The organism is Stenotrophomonas sp. 62841_Sma (assembly GCF_056482945.1).
In genome coordinates, this window is the sequence record NZ_CM151224.1 from 2608653 (window position 1) to 2626938 (window position 18286).

Below are 18286 nucleotides of genomic sequence, written 5' to 3' on the forward strand. Positions count from 1 at the left end.
GCTATACCTCTATAGACAGCGGGACACTGCAGGTGCCCACGGTTTTTTCATGTTTTTTTCATGCGGCCCGTTCATCCAGGTGCTGCGCGGGCCTCACCACACCACCAGCGCGCCGCCGGGCAAGCGCTGCACGCGCAGTCCTGCCTGCGCGGCCACCGCATCGATGGCCGTCTCCGGCTGCTGCAGGTGGAACAGGCCACTGACCCGTACGCCTGCACCCTGCCCACCCAGTACCCAGACCGGTGCACGCCGATAGCGGGCCAGATCGGCGATGGCCTGCGCGGCCGGCAGATTGTCGATCGCGACCTCACCACGCCGCCACGGCGCCATGGTCTCGGGATCTTCCAGCTGCACCGGCTGCAGCCAGCGACCGTCACGGAACACGCGTGACTGCCCCGCATGCAGGCGCTGTACTCTGCCATCGCCCGGACGCACGTCGACCACACCCTCGCTGACCTGGGTGGTGACCGTGGCGTCCTGCATCGACACACTGAAGGCGGTGCCGATATCACGGACCCGGCCGCCCGCGGCCTCGACCTGGAACGGGCGAGCTTCGTGCGCCACCTGGAACCAGGCCTGGCCGCGCAGCAGGCGCAGGTGCCGCTGCTGGCCATCGAACTCGACCGCCAATGCGGTGCCCGCATCGAGTACGGCAGTGCTGCCGTCCTCCAACTGCACCACGCGCGGTGCATCGCTGCTGCGCAGGTCACTACGTGCCAGCAGCAGCGCGTGCGGCGCAGCGGCAACCATCAGCACCACTGCGGCTGCACTGGCCAGCAGCCAAGACAGGCGGCGACGCGGTGCGATCGGTCGCAATCCCTGGCGGTCGGCAGTCAGTTCCGGCAGCGCCGCCAGCACGTCGGGCCCGGCGGCATCCAACCCCTGCCAGAAGGCCTGCTGCTGGCGCCAGGCCAGCGCATGGCGTGGATCGGCCTGCAGCCAGCGCTGCAGGGTTCGTTGCTGGCGTTCCGGCAGCGGGCCTGCACTGCACCGGATCACCCAGCGCAACGCCTGCCTGGCCTGACGCGGCGAGGGTTCGGACGTGGTCATGGTTGTGGCCTGCCGCACCACGAACGGGTGCGCTTTCCTGTTGTGACAACGGCGGGCGCGATCTGCCCACGGCAATCGCCGCTCATCGATGCATTCCCTGCTGGTGCTGCTGGATCAACAGTGCCGCGCGCAGCACATGCTTGCCGACCAGGCTCTTGGAAATACCCAGCCGTGTGGCGATCTCGCGCTCGCTCAGGCCCAGGTAGCGGTTGAGCACGAAGCACTCGCGCACCTGCGCTGGCAGCGCGAGGATGGTCTGGGTGATCTCGCGCAGCTGTGCCTGGTCCAGTGCCTGCGCCTCGCCGTCGTGGCCCGCCTCGGCCATGTCGGCGGCGTACTCGGCCATCGCGCGCCGCTCGCGGGCGTCGGCCTGGCTGCGGTTGAGCGCATGGTGATAGGCCATCCGGTACAGATAGCCGCGCGGCTCCAGGATCGGTGGATCACCGGGCACGCTGCTGGCCTTCAGGTACAGGTTCTGCAGGGTGTCCTCGGTACTGGCCGGGTCGAGATAGCGCGCGATGAAGCGAGACAACGCACGGCGCTCGCGGATCAGCAGCTCGACCAGCGCCAGGGCATTGGGAGACATAGGTGCCAAGGCCGGACCGGGGAATGATGGGCGTGATGGCGACGGTCCGGACATGGATTGTGGGCTGCGCGGCCGCAGGCGGCAAGCGAAGGCCAGTCGCGCGGCACCAGGATCATCCACACATGGCGTGGATGCGGAGCCTACGGTTCGTCCAACGCCTCGAAACGCTCGGCGAGGTAATCGATCAACGCGCGTACCGCCGGCAGCAGCCCACGCCGCGAAGGGAACACCGCATGCACGATGCCGTGCTTCGGCACCCACTCGGGGAGCACCGGCAGCAGCGCCCCGCTCTCCAGCTCATCGGTGATCATCATCCGCGGCAGCATCAACAGCCCGACCCCGGCCACCGCGGCTGCGCGCAACGCGATCATGTCATCGCTGACCAGCCGCGGGCGATGGTGCACGCTGGCCTGCACGTCGTCCGGCCCGGTGTATTCCCACACATGCTGCTGGCTGGGCGAGGCCAGGTCGACGGTCGGCATCATCGCCAGGTCGGCCGGCACCTGCGGCGTGCCCAACCGTTGCAGCAGCGCCGGGCTGGCACTGGTGCACCAGACCCGGCGTGCCAGCACGCGCACCACCAGGTCGCTGTCTTCCAATGGCGGCGGCCGTACCCGGATCGCCACGTCCACACCCTCGCCCACCACGTCCACGCGGCGGTTGGTGGCGTCCAACTGCACCGTCACCTGGGGGTGCAGGGCCAGGAAGTCGGCCAGCATCGGGCCGATGCGCGCGTGCAGGATCGCGATCGGGCACGCCAGGCGGATGGTGCCGCGCGGCTCGGCGCGTGACATCGCTATGGCTTCTTCGGCCGCCTCGGCCTCGACCAGCATTGCCTTGCAATGGCGGTAGTAGTCCTGGCCGACCTCGGTGACCGAGAAACGCCGGGTCGAGCGCTGGATCAGGCGCACGCCCAACCGTTCCTCCAGCAGCGCGATGCGCCGGCTCAGTTTCGACTTCGGCATGGCCAGCGCCCGCCCGGCCTGCGAGAAGCCGCCGTGCTCGACCACCATGGCGAAATAGAACAGGTCGTTGAGGTCACAACGGCGGATATCTGCGATGAACACGGGGCGATCTCCTGCGGCCCACGGCCTGCCGCCATTGTTCACCAGATAGGACTATGACGGCAAATGTTGGCGTCTACCGGCCCAATTGTCGCGGCGATATCGTCTCCTGCAACGAAGAACAGCGGCCGGCAGCCCCGGCCAGGAGATCGCCATGAAGCGTGTCACCGGTACCTACAGCGCCCCCCGCCCGCACTGGGTGGGCGACGGATTCCCCGCCCGCTCGATGTTTTCCTACAACACCCACGGCCAGCACCTGAGCCCGTTCCTGCTGCTGGACTACGCCGGCCCCTACAGCTTCGCGCCCAGCGAAACGCCGCGCGGCGTCGGCCAGCATCCGCATCGCGGTTTCGAGACGGTCACCATCGTCTATGAGGGCGAGGTCGCCCACCGCGATTCGACCGGGGCCGGCGGCACCATCGGCCCGGGTGACGTGCAGTGGATGACGGCTGCCTCCGGCATCCTCCACGAGGAATTCCACACACCGGAATTCAGCAAGCGCGGCGGCACGCTGGACATGGTGCAGCTGTGGGTCAACCTGCCGGCGCGGGACAAGATGGGCGCACCGGGCTACCAGACCCTGCTTGACGCAGAGATTCCCTCGGTGGATCTGCCTGAGGGCGCCGGCCGCGTGCGTGTCATCGCGGGCCGCTTCGACGGCCACGCCGGTCCGGCACGTACCCACACGCCGATGGATGTCTGGGACATCCGCCTGCAGCAGGGCCACCACGCCGAACTGCCGGTGGCCGATGGCCGCACGCTGGCGCTGGTGGTGCTGAAGGGCACGGTCCGGATCAACGGCGGCCAGCCGGTCGGCGAAGCACAGCTGGTCACCTTCGACCGCAGCGGCGAGGACGTGTTCGTCGACGCCGACAGCGACGCCACTGTGCTGCTGCTCAGCGGTGAGCCGATCGACGAGCCGGTGGTGGGCTATGGCCCGTTCGTGATGAACAGCCAGGCCGAGATCGCACAGGCGGTCAACGACTTCAACAGCGGCCGTTTCGGCCAGATCGCGCACTGAGCGCTTCCGCGCGGCGGGCGATGACCCGCCGCGCCAATGGGCCATCGCCCACTTTCCCCAGGAGACCGACCATGAGTACCCCCGCCAACTTCAACGGTGCCCGCCCGGTGATCGACCCGGACAACGCCGCGATGCTGCTGATCGACCACCAGAGCGGCCTGTTCCAGACCATCGGTGACATGCCGTTCACCAGCGTGCGCGCCCACGCCACTGCGCTGGCGAAGATGGCCACGCTGGCAAAGATGCCGGTGATCACCACCGCCTCGGTCCCGCAGGGCCCGAACGGCCCGCTGATCCCGGAGATCCACGACGCGGCCCCGCATGCCCAGTACGTGGCGCGCAAGGGTGAGATCAACGCCTGGGACAACCCGGAATTCGTTGCTGCAGTGAAGGCCACCGGCCGCAAGCAGCTGATCATCGCCGGCACCATCACCAGCGTGTGCATGGCCTTCCCGTCGATCGCCGCCGTGGCCGATGGCTACCAGGTGTTCGCGGTGATCGATGCCTCGGGCACCTATTCGAAGATGGCCGAAGAGATCACCCTGGCCCGCGTGGTGCAGGCCGGCGTGGTGCCGATGGACACCGCCGCGGTGGCCTCGGAAATCCAGCGCAGCTGGAACCGCGACGATGCCCAGCAGTGGGCCGAGGTCTACACGAAGATCTTCCCGAACTACCAGCTGCTGATCGAAAGCTACCTGAAGGCGCAGGACGTGCAGAAGAACCAGGAGCAGCTGGATTCGCAGCGCAGCTGAGCTGCCCCCGGGGTGCCGGCCAGCCGCCGGCCCCTCCCAACCGGAGACCCACCATGTCCAGTGAACCGATCCGCGACCCGGCCAGCGACCACCTGCTGACCCCGCAGAATTCCGCCTTCATCATCATCGACTACCAGCCGGTGCAGGTGAACTCCATCGCCTCGATGGACCGCCAGCTGCTGGTCAACAACATCGTCGGCACCGCCAAGGCCGCAGTGGCCTACGGGCTGCCGATCGTGCATTCGACGGTGAACGTCAAGACCGGCCTGAACAAGCCGCCGATTCCGCAGCTGCGCAAGGTGCTGGGCGACTACCCCACCTACGACCGCACCACCATCAATTCCTGGGAAGACGTCGAGTTCCGCAAGGCGGTGGAGGCGACCGGCCGTCGCAAGCTGATCATGACTGCGCTGTGGACTGAGGCCTGCCTGACTTTCCCGGCCCTGGACGCGTTGAAGGAAGGCTATGAAGTGTATGTGGTGGTCGACGCCGTCGGCGGTACCTCGCTGGCGGCGCATGACGCAGCACTACGCCGCATCGAACAGGCCGGTGGCCAGCTGATCAGCGTGCCGCAGCTGTTCTGCGAGCTGCAGCGCGACTGGGCCCGCTCGGAAACGGTGCCGGCGTTCATGAACCTCTTCATTGAAACCGGTGGTACGGCAGGCATCCAGTTCTCGTACGATCGTACCGAGTGAATGGGTGGCGGCGCTGGCCTTGGCTGGCGCCGCCTTTGGGAGCAGTCGAGATCCTATGTTCGTGGTCAAGCCTGCTGGAAGCAGGCTTGACCCACCTTCAGCATGGCCGGATCGAAGTCCCGGCCGCTCTTGAACACGCCCCAGGCGATCTTGGCTAGTTTCCTTGCCAGAATGTTGAAGACGGCGGTGCTGGGGTGACCGCGTTTTGACAGCTCGTCGTAGAGCGGTTGCCCCCGACGACACCGCTTGAGCCCCATGGCGGCCATGTAGAGCATCTGGCGCAGCACTGGCGCGCCCTGTTTGGACAGCCGACGCCGTCCCGTTCTTCCGCCAGACTCGTTAGGCCGGGGATCCAGGCCTGTGCAGGCGATCCACGCGTTGGCGTTGGCCAACGGCCAGCGCGTCATGTAGTAAATCAGGTGAGCGGCGACGGCGGGGCCGATACCAGGGATGGTCAACAGGCGCTTGTAGAGCGTGCCATGCTCTCCATCGCGACCCAAGCGCTGCAGTTCGCTTTCCAGCTCGGACAGCGTCCCAGCCAGAGCGCAGAACAGATCTGACAGCTCCCCGGGGGCACTTTTGCTTACCCCGAAGGATTGCTCCAGGCGCGCGCGTGTCTTTACCAGCGTCTGCCGCTTGCGCAGCAAATCGTGCATCTGCTGCTGCTCGTCGGTACGCGGTACGTATTCACGCAGGCGATCGTTCTCCTTCTTCACGTACCGGGCGATCGCTTCGGCGTCCATGGCGTCCGTCTTGCCACGCGAGCCCGTCGCCCGGCCGTAGTGCTTGATCAGACGTGGATTGATCACATAGACAACGTGGCCTGCCTGGCCAGCCATCCGAGCCAACAACTCGTAGTACCGCCCCGTCGCCTCCATGCCAATCCGGCATCGCTGGGGCAAGGTGTTGAGCCACTGGGCTATGCCGGCCCGGGTGTTGGCGATCCTGTCGCCGGCCTTGCGGTCGGCCACTGCCGGTACGAACTCCTTGGAGTCCACGTCCACGCCAATATCGAGAGAATCAGACATTTGTACGGCTCCCAGCTATCTTTAAGGGGCTGGGGTGGTACCGCACCGACGTTAGCTTGCCTACATCGACGATCCCCTTTGGGGGCCGTACGATCCTTTATCGACGTTCGTGTGCGGGATGGGGATCGCTCGACTCGTCTGTCGGCTAGTATCCGCAGATGCATGCTTGACGGTCCCTCCACCCTGGCTCCTACATACCGCGTAGGAGCCGGGAGGAACATACAAGCATGGCTCGACGCTACAGTGGGTTTGGTCGAGCGTGGCTCGACGCTAGAGACAGATGGAGAATGTGATGGCCTACGCGCGCATTGTTTCGACCGGCGACAACTACCTGCACCACATCAGCAATGGAAGCTTTGATGTAGACGCTGACGAGCCCGCCTCGCTGGGCGGCCAGGGCAAGGGCTTCGCGCCCTTCGATCTGTACCTGGCCTCGCTGGCCGCCTGCACCGCCATCACCCTGCGCATGTATGCGCAACGCAAGGGCTGGGAGCTGGGCGAGTTCCATGCCGAGCTGCGTTCGGAACGCGATGCGGATGGACGCCTCCATGTGCACCGCGTGCTGCACGCCAGCGCTGAGCTTAGCGATGCGCAATGGCAGCGCCTGCTGGAGGTGGTGGAGAAGACCCCGGTGACGCTGGTGATGCGTGAAGGTGCACGGATCACCAGCGAGCGCGGCTGAAGGAGGTCTGGCCCACCTGCGGCGGATCTTGGCCGGTTCCTCGCTTGTTCCGGCCTCGCCCCTGTTCCAAGCTGCGCGTCCGCGTTCGGATGCAGTGAGCGCGCAGCAACAGGAGGACCGCACGCGATGTTACGTGCCCATGCTTTGGATCTGGATTTCAACGGCCGCGCCCTGCTGGCCGACGTCAACCTGCACCTGCCCTCAGGTGCCCGCATCGCCCTGATCGGCGACAACGGCAGCGGCAAGAGCTGCCTGCTGCAGATGTTGGCCGGTACTCTGGTGCCCAGTGGCGGGACCATCATCCGCCGCGATGGCGCACGCATCGCCTACGTGCCGCAGCACGTACTGGATGACTCCTCTCGCAGCGGCGGCGAGCAGATGCGCCATGCGCTCGCCCGCGCGCTCGATGCCGCCCCCGATGTACTGCTGCTCGATGAACCCAGCAATCACCTGGACCGCAGTGCACGCCGCTCGCTGATCGCGCGCCTGCGCCAGTTCCACGGCGCACTGTTGGTGGCCACCCACGATGAAGCCCTGATCGATGCGCTCTGTAATGAGCTCTGGCACATACGTGGCGGGCGCGTGAGCCACTTCGGCGGTCGCTACCGCGACTATCAGGCGGACCTGCAGCAGCGACGCGAGGCCAGCGACCGGCAGCTGCGCCAGCTGGATCAGGAGCGCGGCCAGGCCCATGAGGCGTTGATGCGCGAACAGCAGCGCGCTGCCAGCTCGCGGGAACGCGGTGTGCGCAAGGTGGAACAGCGCAAGTGGGGCGGCGTGCGTTCAGCCACCAAGCTCGGCCGTGGCAATACCACCGCCGGCAGCAAGCAACTGCTGATCCGTGAGCAGCAGGAAGACATCGTGGCTCGTCGCAATGACCTGCAGCGGGAGACCATCATCGAGCCTGCCTTCGCGTTGCCGGCCGGCTGGCGACGTGAGGGAGTGGTGGTGCAGCTGACCGACGCCAGCGTGGCGCATGCCACGGAAACGGTGCTGGGTGGACTGCATCTGCGCCTGGATGTCGGCGATCGCCTGGCGATCACCGGTGACAACGGCAGCGGCAAGTCCACGCTGGCCCGCGCGCTGTGCGGCGACCCAAGCATCCACCGTGATGGTGACTGGTTGCTGCCGCCAGCTGCTCAGATCGCCCTGCTTGACCAGCACTACCGGGACCTGCCGATGCAGGCCACGCCTCTCCAGGCGCTGTCTGCCCAGATGCCGGACTGGAGCCAGACCCAGTGCCGGCTGCACCTGGCCGACTTCCTGTTCCGCGGCGACGCCACGGCGCAGACGCACGTGTCCGCATTGTCCGGTGGCGAACGGGCGCGGCTTTCATTGGCATTGATGGCGGCCAAGCCCCCCGCGCTGCTGGTTCTGGACGAACCAACCAACAACCTGGACATGACGCTGCGGATGCACCTGCTGCAGGTGCTGCGGATGTTCCCGGGCACTTTGGTGGTGGTGTCGCATGACGACGCGTTTCTGCAGGCGCTGGAACCGGGACAGGTGCTGGCGTTGTAGCTGCGGCCGAGTGTGTGCCATCCACGCATGGCGTGGATCTACTGTAGAGGCGAAGACAACGACAGGGGCTGTTGCCAACGTCGCGTGCAACCGCGCGAAAAGCCGAGCATGGGCTCGGCTCTACGGAAGGCTCAGCGCCGCGAATGCAGCACGGTGCGCTGGCGCATGGCGTTGAACTCCTGCTCCACCTGCTGGATGTCCTCGGCCTGGAAACCGGCCGCATCCAGCAGCTGGTCGGCGGCAGCCGCCGCCAGCGGATCATCGTCACGCTGGCGCCAGCAGCGCGCCGGCAGGAAATAGCCCACTTCGCTGCGCCCGCGCATGATCACCACCGGCCGGCCCGCATACAGCAGGAACTCGGCCAGGTGCTGGCGCAGGCCCTCCACTGAAACATAGGCCGGTCCAACACCCAGCATCTGGCTGGACGGTTCGGGACTCTCGAACAGCTTGCGACGGCTCATCCACTCCTCCTTTTGAACAACGCGTGGTCTCCTTTCCTTAGACGGGCGCATCGCTGCGCCCCCGCCACGCACTACGTGATCCGCATCACGCCCGCCACTCAGAACCCGGTGTTGAACTCCAGCTGGAACACGTCGATCGACAGCGGCGCGCCGGACACTTCCTTGGCCGCCATCCACTTGCCGCTGATCCAGCTGCGCGCGTCCAGCGCGTAGGCACCGCCCACGTAGTAACCGCGGGCGTTGGTGCCGCCCAGGTGGAAGTTCGGATCGTTGTAGGCGTCGGGCAGCGCGTCGGCCTCAATGTGCTTGTAGCCCAACAGTGCCTGCCACTGGCCCTTCTCCTTCAGCTCGGTAGCACCGAAGGTGGCCTGCAGCATCCAGGCGGTGTCGCCGCTGCGGAAGGTATCGATGCCGACAGTATCGCCTGCGCCGTAGTTGTTGACGATGCCGTTCTGGGCACGACTGAACATGGCCTGCTTGTCGTAGGCCAGGTTGCGGATGTAGTCGCCATCCAGGCGCAGACCGATGCCCTGCGCCAGCTGTGTATCCCAGCGCAGGTTCAGCGTGGCCAGGCGGAAGGCCGAGGCCAGGCCGACATACTGCGGGGTCGGCGTACCGGCCGGATCCACCGGATTGCGCGCGATGTTGCGGATCAGCATCAGGGTGTTGCCCTTCTGCATGAACGCCGGGCGCGACCAGTCGGTGTCGCAGCCCACCGCACCCGAATACAGCGAGCACGTTGAGGACAGGCGACCGCTGATGTTCTTGAAGTCGTAGTAGCCCAGCGCAGCACGCAGCGCGTTGTCATCGTTGAAGCGCCAGTTCACGCCCACCTGGGCACCGGACAGCCACTTGTTCTCGTTCGGAGTCTTGACCTTGCTCTGGCTCGGCGAGCTGTCGGAGGTGTACTCCAGCGGTACCACCGCGAGGTTGCCGAACAGGTCGAGGTCGCCACCATCGAAGTCATACTTCATGTTCGCGGCCAGGCCATCGAAGTTGAGATCGTTGGAGAACAGCGTGTCGCTGGTCCAGAACGGGTTGCCGAAGCGGCCGCCACGCACCGTCACCCAGTCCGCCGGGCTGTAGGCCAGCCAGGCCTGGTCCAGCCACACGTCCTTCTTGCTCAGGCCGCCGCCCAGCTGCTCGGTGGTCGACACCGGGCCATTGCTGCTGCCGCTGGCCAGGCGCACGCCGGCCGTGGTGTGCTGGCCAATGGTTGCCTCGATGCCCAGGCGGGCACGGATGCGCCACAGGTTGCGGCGGTCCTGGCGGGTGTTCAGCAGCGGCGGCAGCTGCAGGTTGGTATTGGTGTTGGTGTCGAAGCCGTTGCCGGCGTTGATCGACGACCAGTTGCTCACGATGTCGCTGTTGCGCTCGGAGTAGAAGCGCGACTCGCTGCGCACACGCATGTCACCGGTGACCTTGATGCGCTTGGTCCACTCGGCCACTTCGTTGGGTGCCGCCCAGCCTTCCGACTTCGCCTGCGCCATCACGTCCTGGCGCACTTCGTCACGGATACCGTCGCGCACGCTCTGCGGTACGTACGGCACGCGCACGTCACCGGCCTCCAGGGCCACGCCACCGCTCGCCGCGGTGCTGCCCGTGGCTGCAGTGCGCTGTGCGGCCGCCGCTTCGGCTTCGGCCTGTACCAGCAGTGCCTGGCCGTCTTCGGGTTTCAATGCACCGCTGGCGATCAGGCCCTTGATCAGCTTGACCATGGTGGTTTCGGCCGCCATCGCACCGGCCGGGGCGGCCAGGCTGAGCAGCACGGCGCAGCACAGCAGCGCCCGTCGGGCCGGCCGCGGGCGGCGGGAGTCGGTTCGTGCGCGGACGTGGTCGTTCATCACGGTTCTCATCGAAAGAAGGGAAATCACGGAAGTCGGAGTCAGGCCCCAGGCCGGCGGCCCTGGATCAGGACGCGGGCGGGGAAATCGAGTGACGGCGGCGGTGCCTGGTCAACCTTGCCGATGCGACGCAGGGCATCGAGCACGGCCGCGTCGGCCTCCTCGTTGCCACTGCCGCGTACCAGTTCGACCTTTTCCAGGCGGCCGTCGTTGGCCAGCCACACATTCACCTGCAGCTGGAACGCCAGGCGCTTGACCTTGTCGTCGCGCGAGATCGCCTGCTGCATCAGGTAGCCCAGGTAGCGGCCGTAGGTAGCGTTGCCGGCGCCACCACGGCCAACGCCGGACGAACCGCCACCACTGCCGGACTGGATACCGAAGTTGTCACCACCGGCCTGCGCGTCGGCATTCATCGTCACCGGATCGCTGTTATCCGGCGTCGGCGTCGGCTCTTCGGCCGGCGTCGGCTGATCCAGCGGCTCCGGCTCGGGCATCGTCTCTTCCGGCGGCGTCTCCGGCTCCGGTGGTTTTTCCGGGGGCGGCGGGGGCGGCGGCGGAGGAGGTGGCAGCGCCAGCATCGGCGGTTGCACCACCGGCCGGCGGGTGCTGGCGGTGTCCTTGAACAGCAGCCACCACAGTGCGACGCCGAGCACCAGCAACGCGACCAGCACCAGCGCGACGGTCACCAGCAATGCGCGACCGCGCATGCCGGGCTCCGGTCGAGGGGGTTGATGGGCCGTCATGCCTCAGCCCTGCGCCTTGCCGGTGACCAGGCCCACCTGGGCCAGCTCCAGGCGCCGCAGCAGGTCCAGCACCTCGACCACGCGGGCGTACTGCACCTGCGCGTCACCGCGCACGATCACCGGGAAATCCGGCGTGGTCGCGCGTTCGGTGCGCAGCCGGTCTTCCAGCTCGGCCATCGTCACCGGGTAGGCATCCAGGAACACCTGGCCACTGGGGTCGATGGTGATCGCCTTGGTCTTCGGCTTTTCCAGGGCCACGCTGTTGCTGGCCTTCGGCAGATTGACCTCGATGCCGGGGATGGAGGCGTTGCTGGTCAGGATGAAGATCACCAGCACCACCAGCAGCACGTCGACGAAGGGCGTTACGTTGATGCCCTTCTCGCGCTTCTTGATGCCGAACTTCGCCTTCTGGCCCATGGCGCGCCCCTCAGCCCTGGACCGCGGCCGGGCCGCGCCCGTCCTGCTCTTCGGCCAGGCGCGCGGCGAACTCGTCGATGAACACCGCCATGTCCGCGCCGATCGCTTCGGCACGCGCCCCCAGGTAGTTGTAGCCGAACAGTGCCGGGATGGCGACGCCGAGGCCGGCAGCGGTGCACAGCAGCGCCGCGGCCATGCCGGGCGCCACCGAGTTGATGTCCACTGCGCCGGCCATCGCCGCCACCACGAACACCAGCATGATGCCGATCACGGTGCCGAACAGGCCCACGTAGGGCGCACCTTCGATGGTGGTCGACAGCCAGTTCATGCGCCGCGCCATCGCCTCCTGCTCGCGCACCATCACCGCATCCATCGAGGCACGGATCGCGGCGATGGTGGCGCCACTCAGGTAGCCACTGTTGCCGTCGCGCTGGTGGCGCTGCTGCATTTCATCGATGGCCACCTGGTAGATGCGCCACAACGAGCCATCGTGCATCGCAGTCGGTGCCTTGCCCTGGCGATCCATGTCCGACAGGGTGCGCAGCGGCACGCCGGACAGCTTGCCGAAACTCTCGGTGAACACCGCATTGGCCTTGCTGGTGCGGCCGAAGTGGCGGCTCTTGGCAATCATGATCGCCCATGACATCAGCATCATCAGGCCGAGGATGGCGACCACCACCCAGGCATCGAACGGCATCGCCTTGAGAATGAAGCCGAAGTGACTCTGCCCGGCGGATTGCTCGTCGGCGCCGTAGCTGATCAGGCGCGAGTCGGCGCCCTGAGCGGTGGCATCGGCCAGTAGCAGCGCGGCCGGACGTGCAACCCGCGAGATGCGCAGCTCATCCAGAGCGCCTTCGAAGTTGGCCAGCGGCTGCGCCGCGCCCGGGGCATCGGCGCCGACCACCGGCGCGGTGCCCAGCGCCGGCAGCTCGCCGCTCAGCTGGGCCACCACACGGCCGTTGAGGTACAGCTGCAACGCACCCTTCTCCGCCGTCAGCGCCACGTGCGCCCACTGCCCTTCCGGAATCGGCTGCGCAGGCGTACTGCGCTGGCCGTTGAGCTGCACGAACGGCACCCGGTTTTCGATACCCAGCACCAGCTCGGACGTGCCATCACGACGGGCGTAGATCGCCTGCGCGGCAGTGTTGCCGCCCGGCTTGATCCAGGCCGAAACGGTGAGCGGCGCACCCGCTTCCTGGGCCAGCGACGCGCTGGCGGGCAGTGGCAGTGGGCCCGCACCCAGCTGCACGCCACGACCGATCACCGCGCCCTCGGACGGCGGCACGACGGCACCGGCGTTGTTGCCGTAAGCGGTGGTGTCGCGCGCCGGTGCATTGGCCTCGGCAAAGTGGTAGACCAGCGTGTAGTCCGGATCGAACACCTGCTGGCCGTTGCCGCTGGCCGGTGCCTTCTCATTGCCGTAGTACATCCAGATCGTCTGCGGCGCGGCGGCGCTGACCGCTGGCACGTCCACCCAGACCAGGGCCAGGCCCAACTTGGGATCGAACTGTTCGATCTGGTGGGCCAGCACAGTGCGGCCATCACCCGAGACGAAACGCAGGTCATTGCCCGCGTCCTGGGTACCGTCGAAACCGAAGTTGCCGGTATGCAGGCGCAGCAGCAGCGGCGTGCGGCCCGGGTCACCGGCCAGGCCCGCGCCCTGCGGGCCGGCGTCGACGGTGATCGGCTTGCGGTACTTCCATTCGGCCTGCCACCAATTGGCATCGGCCGCAGCAGCAGGCAGCGCAACCAGCGCGGCCAGCAGCAACAACACTCGGGAAAGCAAACGGTCCATGCGAAGGGTCTCCGGAGAACGCATGTTCAAGGGAAGGGTCAGTAACTGGTGCTGATGTTGAAATGCAGGCGTGGGTCGTCCTTGCGCGTGACCGGGCCATCGGCATAGGGCCAGGCGTAGTCCAGGCGCAGCTGCAGGTGCTCACCCAGGCGCAGCTGCGCGCCCAGGCCGACCGAGGCCAGGTTGTACTTGTCACGCTGTTCGGGCAGCGGCTGGCGCAGGCGCAGGTAGGCGGCGTCGGCAAAGCTGTAGACGCGCAGATCCGTGCCGCTCCACAGCGACCACGCCGGGGTACGCCATTCCAGGCTGGCCAGGCCGCCGTAGTCGCCGATCGCCTCGGCCGACAGATAGCCGCGCACGGTGTACATGCCACCGGCGGCGAACTGCTCGGCCGACACCAGCGGTGCGTCGGTCACCTGCAGCGAGCCGCGCGCGTACCACTGCCAATCGCTGCCGAAGGTGTGTGTGTTGGCCACATCGGCCTTGAAGGCCACGAAACTCGGATCGGCCCAGTAGCGCTTCTGCCCGAAGCCGATGGCATCGCTGCCATAGCCGAACAGGCGGCGGGTGCCGGCGACCAGCTGGGTATTGATGCTCAACTGATCCTGCTCGCCCTGGCGCACACCGACAAACGCCAGGGTGATCGGCGCGTACTTCAGCGGCGTTTTCAGGCTTTCCTTGCCCATCTGCGTGTCTTCCTCGGTGTCCTTGAAGTCCACGCCGAGGCTGAGCTGGCGCCACCACTGGCTGCTGCCGGCCAGTCGATAGTTGAGCTTGAGACCGATCGAATGGCCGTTGCCGATCACATTGGTTCCGGTGCCGGTACCGACCTGTCCGCCCGCGTTCAGCACGCGGCTGTCGGACTTGTAGCCGGACGCTTCCAGGCTCCACGGCGTGCCCTCGAACGGCATCATGTACGAGGCCGAGAACACCTTGGCCTGCTTGGTATCTTCCGGCGCCAGGTACACGCCGATGTTGGCGCTATGGCCGCGCTTCCACAGGTTGTCGTAGGCCAGCGATGCACTCAGGCGCAGCTTCTCGGTATCGGCGCTGTGGTCGTTGTTGAGCGCCGCGCTGGCACGCCACGGCGACTTCTCCTCGACCTGCAGGTCCACATCCATCGTGCCCGGCACCTGGCCCTCTCGCACCAGCGGCATCACCTGGCGACGTCCGCCTTCATTCAGCGCGGTCAGTTCCTTCTGCGCCTGGTCGAAGTCCGGAACCTTGCCCTCGGCAAGTGCCGGCACGCGTTCGCGGATGCGTTCGGGCGATTCGTGCTTCGTGCCTACGACCCGCAGCTGCCCGATCGGCGTCTGCTGCACCTTCAGCAGCACCACGCCACCACTGACCTGCTGCTCGGGCAGCTCGACGTAGACCGACTGGTAGCCTGCCTGCTGGTACAGCGCATTGACGGCATCGCGCGCCTTCTCGACATCGGCCAGGGTCTTGCCCGGGCCGAGGAACGGCTCCACCGCACGTTCGATCTGGCGCGGATCGAGCACGGTGTTGCCGCGCACGATGTATTCATTGATGTTCACGCTGGGCGCAGGCGCCGCGTCCTGCGCGAACAATGGCAGCGGCATCGCGGCCAGAGCCAGCACCAGCGGATGCAGGCGCAGCGGAAGGCGGACGGCTCGGCACGGAACAGGAGTCATCGAAGGCATCGCGTCGTATCGAAGGGAGTGGCCAGGGAGCGGCGCGTGGGTCTATCAACAGGACGTGTACGTCGCGTCAAAACCGCCAATAGTTTTGTGACAGTGCTGTCATCTTTTGACAGCGCCGGAACAGTTGCAGGCGGACACTGTCTTCGCCATACGTCTTCATTGCTGAGCGTCGGTTTTCGCAGGAGATTCAAGATGAGTGAGTCGTTGAAGGCGGGCCTTCGCCCTGCCCTCGCCCTTGCCTTGTTGCTGGCGTTGCCATCGGCCTGGGCCGGAGAGGCGAAGAAGCAGGACGATGCCGCACCCTGCATCGAAGTACAGGTCAACGGCGAGCGCATCCCCGCCTGGGAGTGCCTGCAACGCAAACTGGCCCCGGCGCCGAAATCGGCGAAGTCACCGGCGCTGCCTGAAGCCGAACGCCTGATGCGGCAGCCGGGCAACCAGCTGATGCAGTACAACCTGGAAGGCACACGACAGCGCATGGGCGATGCCTTTGGTCGTTCGGTGGAACCGCAGCGTCCGGCGCGCTGAGCCTGCGCAGCTGTGGAGCCGGGCCCGCGCTCGGCAGAATTTTGTAGAGTCGAGCCATGCTCCACTGGATTTTGTAGAGTCGAGCCTTGCTCGACTGTTCTTCCAGACGCAGCCGAGCGCGGGCTCGGCTCTACAGGGACCCGCCCGGCACGATGCCATCGGTCGGCACCGGCGGCAGCTCAGGCACCGGCAAGCTGCGCGATTGCCCAGCCTGGTTCAGTTCCACCGCGCTGGCACTGATGCTGGCCAGCACCGTGCAGGGTCCGAGTCGTTGGCCGGGCGAATACGCTTCCGCCGGGCGTCCATCCACCGAGAGCAGGGCCAATGGCGCATGGTCACCGGCCATCACGCCCAGCACCACCACCTCGGTCTGCACCGCACCGGGCGACAGCAGGCGCACCAGCGGCAGGCTGGCCACTGCATCGAACATCGGCCGTACCGGTGCCTCGGCTTTCGCCTCGCTGGCCGCGGCCGCTGGCGCCACCGCAGACAGAGTGACACCCCAATAGGTCACCACGGCCAGCAGCAGCGTCGCCGCCAGCAGGGTCAGTATGCGATTGCGATCCCAGCGCCTGCCATCCATGTTCCGCACCACCGCCACGTTCGTGTCCGCCTACGCTAGCAGCTGTGGCTGACGCTTTTGTTTCATCATGCGGGCCTACGCTGGCACGCATCGGCAAGGGACAGGAGGCAACGTCGATGCAGCGTGTGCCACGTGGGTTCACCCTGCTGGAACTGATGGTGGTGCTGGTGATCATCGGCATCTGCACAGCGGGCATCGGCCTGGGCCTGGGCAGCCTGCTCGACCCGGGCCGGCAGCTGCGGCAGGAAGGCGAACGACTGGCGCAGCGCCTGCAGGTGGCGCGCGACGAGGCCCGCATCGATGGCCGCCCCCTGCGTTGGCAGGCCGACGCAGCCGGCTATCGTTTCAGCCGCCTCGAAGGCAGCCGCTGGGTCACCGTTGAACGCGATGATCTGCTGCGTCCACAGAAGTGGCAGGCTGCAGGCATCGTGGTGCAGCCCACCAACGCCATCGAGCTGAGCCCGGAGTGGATCGGTACCGCCTGGGAGCTTGGACTGTCGCTGGACGGCCGCGCACTGCGTCTTCGTGATGATGGCAGCGGACAGTTGCAGGTCGTGCAGTGAAGCGGAATATGCGCGGATTCACCCTGATCGAAGTGCTGATCGCACTGGCGATCGTTTCGATTGCGCTGGCTGCGGTGATGCGCTCGGTGGCAGTGGCGACCGACGATCAGTCACGGCTGCGCGACCGTCGCCTGGCGCTGTTGTGCGCGCAGGACCGCTGGCAGGAGCTGCGCCTCGCCGGGCAGCCGCCGCAGGATGCCCGGCAGCGCTGTGTGCAGGGACGCGGCAGCTTCCTGGTCCTGCAGCATCTGGGCACCGGCAGCGACGGGCAGCCGCAACTGGAATTGACCGTGGTGGCCGAAGATGCACCGCGGCAGTCGCTGGCCCGGATGCAGCTGCCGTGGACGGCGGCGCAATGAGGCGCGCCGTGCGTGGCTTCACCCTGATCGAGGTGATGATCGCGATCACCATCATGGGCGTGCTGGCGCTGATCTGCTGGCGTGCGCTGGACAGCGTGGCCAACAGCGACCAGCGCCTGCGCCAGGCCGATGCCGAGACCACGACGGCGCTGCGCGTGCTGCAGCAGTTCCAGCGCGATATTGAAATGCGTGCCGACGATGCGCTGATGAATGGCGCGGTGCGCCCGGCAGATCGTCCGCAGCGATTGCTGCCCCCGTCGCTGGTGAGCGAGCGGCACCCGGATGGCAGCTTCGCGCTGGAGATCACCCGCAGTGTCGGCAGTGATGGGCTGCACTGGCAGCGGGTGCGCTGGTGGCGGCAGGGCAGCACGCTGTGGCGGGCCAGTGGTGCGGCTACGGACCGGTATCCCCTGCCCGCACCGGATCCGTCGAAGGGCATTGCGGTGGCGCGCGATGTGCAGCGGTTCGAGGTGCGGGCGTGGCAGCCTGGAACGGGATGGGCCGTGTTGCCGAGCGAGGGCGAGGTATTGCCGGCCACCGGATTTGAACTGCGGTTGGGACTGCGCGATGGGCGTGGGCCGTTGAGTTACCGGCGGGTGCTGGAGTTGTAGGATTCGGTCGTGGTAGCGCATCCACGCATGGCGTGGACCTACGGCCGGGCGGCTCCTGCTGCCACGCCTGCTCTGGTGGGTGCCGACCTTTGGTCGGCACTGAGGCTGTCCGGGCATCCACGCATGGCGAGGATCTACTGCCGACCAAGGTCGGCATCTACCGTGACACATGCGCGCGTCCCTCCTGCCGCCGGGTGCTCTCCTGCACCCGGCGGCGCTGTGTCGGTGGTCCTCACCGCTGATGGCCGCTCCCTGCCCTCCGTGCCGTCCTGGCTGGGGCCGCCACCGTTCCCTGGCGGCTGGCCCGATGCTGCAGCCC

At 66.9% G+C, this 18286-nt stretch carries 20 protein-coding genes; 9 read left to right on the plus strand and 11 right to left on the minus strand.

Annotated elements, in window-relative coordinates:
• Positions 1 to 93 precede the first annotated feature (93 nt).
• The 3 genes from ACZK5G_RS12130 to ACZK5G_RS12140 all read right to left on the minus strand — a co-directional run bounded on the left by ACZK5G_RS12130 (position 94) and on the right by ACZK5G_RS12140 (position 2703).
• A complete protein-coding gene (locus tag ACZK5G_RS12130) occupies positions 94 to 1050 on the minus strand; it encodes a FecR family protein (RefSeq protein ID WP_478463488.1) in 957 nt (318 codons plus the stop codon).
• Between the two features lie 82 nt (positions 1051 to 1132).
• Positions 1133 to 1636, minus strand: coding sequence for an RNA polymerase sigma factor (locus ACZK5G_RS12135; protein ID WP_049462496.1), 504 nt, complete (start codon positions 1634 to 1636; stop codon positions 1133 to 1135).
• Between the two features lie 140 nt (positions 1637 to 1776).
• Positions 1777 to 2703, minus strand: a complete 927-nt coding sequence (locus ACZK5G_RS12140; RefSeq protein WP_180851221.1) for a LysR family transcriptional regulator — start codon at positions 2701 to 2703, stop codon at positions 1777 to 1779.
• Between the two features lie 151 nt (positions 2704 to 2854).
• Between ACZK5G_RS12140 and ACZK5G_RS12145 the strand changes: the two genes are divergently transcribed.
• The 3 genes from ACZK5G_RS12145 (at position 2855) to ACZK5G_RS12155 (ending at position 5168) form a co-directional block, all read left to right on the plus strand.
• The gene (locus ACZK5G_RS12145) at positions 2855 to 3721 is read left to right on the plus strand and encodes a pirin family protein (protein WP_478463490.1); all 867 of its coding nucleotides are present in this window, start codon (positions 2855 to 2857) and stop codon (positions 3719 to 3721) included.
• A gap of 71 nt (positions 3722 to 3792) precedes the next feature.
• Positions 3793 to 4473, plus strand: coding sequence for a hydrolase (locus ACZK5G_RS12150; RefSeq protein WP_071227966.1), 681 nt, complete (start codon positions 3793 to 3795; stop codon positions 4471 to 4473).
• Positions 4474 to 4526: 53 nt separating this feature from the next.
• The gene (locus ACZK5G_RS12155) at positions 4527 to 5168 is read left to right on the plus strand and encodes a hydrolase (RefSeq protein ID WP_005409869.1); all 642 of its coding nucleotides are present in this window, start codon (positions 4527 to 4529) and stop codon (positions 5166 to 5168) included.
• Positions 5169 to 5233: 65 nt separating this feature from the next.
• Here the strand turns inward: ACZK5G_RS12155 and ACZK5G_RS12160 are convergent, their stop codons facing one another.
• On the minus strand, positions 5234 to 6196 hold the full coding sequence (locus tag ACZK5G_RS12160; protein ID WP_478450411.1) for an IS110 family transposase: 963 nt from the start codon (positions 6194 to 6196) through the stop codon (positions 5234 to 5236).
• A 292-nt stretch (positions 6197 to 6488) separates the two neighbouring features.
• On the opposite strand from ACZK5G_RS12160, the gene ACZK5G_RS12165 reads away from it, so the two are divergent.
• Entirely contained in the window at positions 6489 to 6878 is a 390-nt protein-coding gene (locus ACZK5G_RS12165) for an OsmC family protein (protein WP_012511238.1), read from the plus strand.
• Positions 6879 to 7004: 126 nt separating this feature from the next.
• Positions 7005 to 8399: an ABC-F family ATP-binding cassette domain-containing protein gene (locus tag ACZK5G_RS12170; protein WP_478463492.1), complete on the plus strand. Its 1395-nt coding sequence runs from the start codon at positions 7005 to 7007 to the stop codon at positions 8397 to 8399.
• 131 nt (positions 8400 to 8530) lie between these two features.
• On the opposite strand, the gene ACZK5G_RS12175 is transcribed toward ACZK5G_RS12170, so the two are convergent.
• From ACZK5G_RS12175 to ACZK5G_RS12200, 6 genes are all read right to left on the minus strand, one after another.
• Complete coding sequence (locus ACZK5G_RS12175; RefSeq protein WP_005409871.1) at positions 8531 to 8860, minus strand: hypothetical protein; 330 nt, start codon at positions 8858 to 8860, stop codon at positions 8531 to 8533.
• A 98-nt stretch (positions 8861 to 8958) separates the two neighbouring features.
• Positions 8959 to 10704 (minus strand): putative porin, encoded by a 1746-nt coding sequence (locus ACZK5G_RS12180; protein WP_478463494.1) that lies wholly within the window; start codon positions 10702 to 10704, stop codon positions 8959 to 8961.
• A gap of 41 nt (positions 10705 to 10745) precedes the next feature.
• Positions 10746 to 11411, minus strand: a complete 666-nt coding sequence (tolA, locus tag ACZK5G_RS12185) for a cell envelope integrity protein TolA (RefSeq protein ID WP_049422983.1) — start codon at positions 11409 to 11411, stop codon at positions 10746 to 10748.
• A gap of 39 nt (positions 11412 to 11450) precedes the next feature.
• Complete coding sequence (locus ACZK5G_RS12190; RefSeq protein ID WP_005409874.1) at positions 11451 to 11864, minus strand: ExbD/TolR family protein; 414 nt, start codon at positions 11862 to 11864, stop codon at positions 11451 to 11453.
• A 10-nt stretch (positions 11865 to 11874) separates the two neighbouring features.
• Positions 11875 to 13659: a DUF2341 domain-containing protein gene (locus ACZK5G_RS12195; RefSeq protein ID WP_478463495.1), complete on the minus strand. Its 1785-nt coding sequence runs from the start codon at positions 13657 to 13659 to the stop codon at positions 11875 to 11877.
• Between the two features lie 38 nt (positions 13660 to 13697).
• Positions 13698 to 15314, minus strand: a complete 1617-nt coding sequence (locus ACZK5G_RS12200; RefSeq protein ID WP_478463497.1) for a ShlB/FhaC/HecB family hemolysin secretion/activation protein — start codon at positions 15312 to 15314, stop codon at positions 13698 to 13700.
• Positions 15315 to 15515: 201 nt separating this feature from the next.
• On the opposite strand from ACZK5G_RS12200, the gene ACZK5G_RS12205 reads away from it, so the two are divergent.
• On the plus strand, positions 15516 to 15851 hold the full coding sequence (locus tag ACZK5G_RS12205) for a hypothetical protein (RefSeq protein WP_049399766.1): 336 nt from the start codon (positions 15516 to 15518) through the stop codon (positions 15849 to 15851).
• A 130-nt stretch (positions 15852 to 15981) separates the two neighbouring features.
• Here the strand turns inward: ACZK5G_RS12205 and ACZK5G_RS12210 are convergent, their stop codons facing one another.
• Positions 15982 to 16434: a hypothetical protein gene (locus tag ACZK5G_RS12210; RefSeq protein ID WP_478463498.1), complete on the minus strand. Its 453-nt coding sequence runs from the start codon at positions 16432 to 16434 to the stop codon at positions 15982 to 15984.
• 116 nt (positions 16435 to 16550) lie between these two features.
• Between ACZK5G_RS12210 and gspH the strand changes: the two genes are divergently transcribed.
• From gspH to ACZK5G_RS12225, 3 genes are read left to right on the plus strand one after another with little or no spacing between them, the layout of a single operon-like run.
• Positions 16551 to 16997 (plus strand): type II secretion system minor pseudopilin GspH, encoded by a 447-nt coding sequence (gene gspH, locus ACZK5G_RS12215; protein ID WP_478463500.1) that lies wholly within the window; start codon positions 16551 to 16553, stop codon positions 16995 to 16997.
• A gap of 8 nt (positions 16998 to 17005) precedes the next feature.
• The gene (gene gspI / locus ACZK5G_RS12220; protein ID WP_285303020.1) at positions 17006 to 17356 is read left to right on the plus strand and encodes a type II secretion system minor pseudopilin GspI; all 351 of its coding nucleotides are present in this window, start codon (positions 17006 to 17008) and stop codon (positions 17354 to 17356) included.
• Positions 17353 to 17967 (plus strand): prepilin-type N-terminal cleavage/methylation domain-containing protein, encoded by a 615-nt coding sequence (locus tag ACZK5G_RS12225; protein WP_478463502.1) that lies wholly within the window; start codon positions 17353 to 17355, stop codon positions 17965 to 17967. The genes gspI and ACZK5G_RS12225 overlap by 4 nt, the downstream gene beginning before the upstream one ends.
• The last annotated feature ends 319 nt before the right edge of the window (positions 17968 to 18286 follow it).

Bases quoted from the DNA above. Each gene is read 5' to 3' on its own strand.
- ACZK5G_RS12225 (WP_478463502.1), top strand. From the start codon at position 17,353: ATGAGGCGCGCCGTGCGTGGCTTCACCCTGATCGAGGTGATGATCGCG.
- gspI (WP_285303020.1), top strand. From the start codon at position 17,006: ATGCGCGGATTCACCCTGATCGAAGTGCTGATCGCACTGGCGATCGTT.
- ACZK5G_RS12170 (WP_478463492.1), top strand. From the start codon at position 7,005: ATGTTACGTGCCCATGCTTTGGATCTGGATTTCAACGGCCGCGCCCTG.
- ACZK5G_RS12130 (WP_478463488.1), bottom strand. From the start codon at position 1,050: ATGACCACGTCCGAACCCTCGCCGCGTCAGGCCAGGCAGGCGTTGCGC.
- ACZK5G_RS12135 (WP_049462496.1), bottom strand. From the start codon at position 1,636: ATGTCTCCCAATGCCCTGGCGCTGGTCGAGCTGCTGATCCGCGAGCGC.
- ACZK5G_RS12195 (WP_478463495.1), bottom strand. From the start codon at position 13,659: ATGGACCGTTTGCTTTCCCGAGTGTTGTTGCTGCTGGCCGCGCTGGTT.
- ACZK5G_RS12155 (WP_005409869.1), top strand. From the start codon at position 4,527: ATGTCCAGTGAACCGATCCGCGACCCGGCCAGCGACCACCTGCTGACC.
- ACZK5G_RS12145 (WP_478463490.1), top strand. From the start codon at position 2,855: ATGAAGCGTGTCACCGGTACCTACAGCGCCCCCCGCCCGCACTGGGTG.
- ACZK5G_RS12175 (WP_005409871.1), bottom strand. From the start codon at position 8,860: ATGAGCCGTCGCAAGCTGTTCGAGAGTCCCGAACCGTCCAGCCAGATG.
- ACZK5G_RS12190 (WP_005409874.1), bottom strand. From the start codon at position 11,864: ATGGGCCAGAAGGCGAAGTTCGGCATCAAGAAGCGCGAGAAGGGCATC.
- ACZK5G_RS12165 (WP_012511238.1), top strand. From the start codon at position 6,489: ATGGCCTACGCGCGCATTGTTTCGACCGGCGACAACTACCTGCACCAC.
- ACZK5G_RS12205 (WP_049399766.1), top strand. From the start codon at position 15,516: ATGAGTGAGTCGTTGAAGGCGGGCCTTCGCCCTGCCCTCGCCCTTGCC.
- tolA (WP_049422983.1), bottom strand. From the start codon at position 11,411: ATGCGCGGTCGCGCATTGCTGGTGACCGTCGCGCTGGTGCTGGTCGCG.
- ACZK5G_RS12180 (WP_478463494.1), bottom strand. From the start codon at position 10,704: ATGAACGACCACGTCCGCGCACGAACCGACTCCCGCCGCCCGCGGCCG.
- ACZK5G_RS12200 (WP_478463497.1), bottom strand. From the start codon at position 15,314: ATGACTCCTGTTCCGTGCCGAGCCGTCCGCCTTCCGCTGCGCCTGCAT.
- ACZK5G_RS12160 (WP_478450411.1), bottom strand. From the start codon at position 6,196: ATGTCTGATTCTCTCGATATTGGCGTGGACGTGGACTCCAAGGAGTTC.
- gspH (WP_478463500.1), top strand. From the start codon at position 16,551: ATGCAGCGTGTGCCACGTGGGTTCACCCTGCTGGAACTGATGGTGGTG.
- ACZK5G_RS12150 (WP_071227966.1), top strand. From the start codon at position 3,793: ATGAGTACCCCCGCCAACTTCAACGGTGCCCGCCCGGTGATCGACCCG.
- ACZK5G_RS12210 (WP_478463498.1), bottom strand. From the start codon at position 16,434: ATGGATGGCAGGCGCTGGGATCGCAATCGCATACTGACCCTGCTGGCG.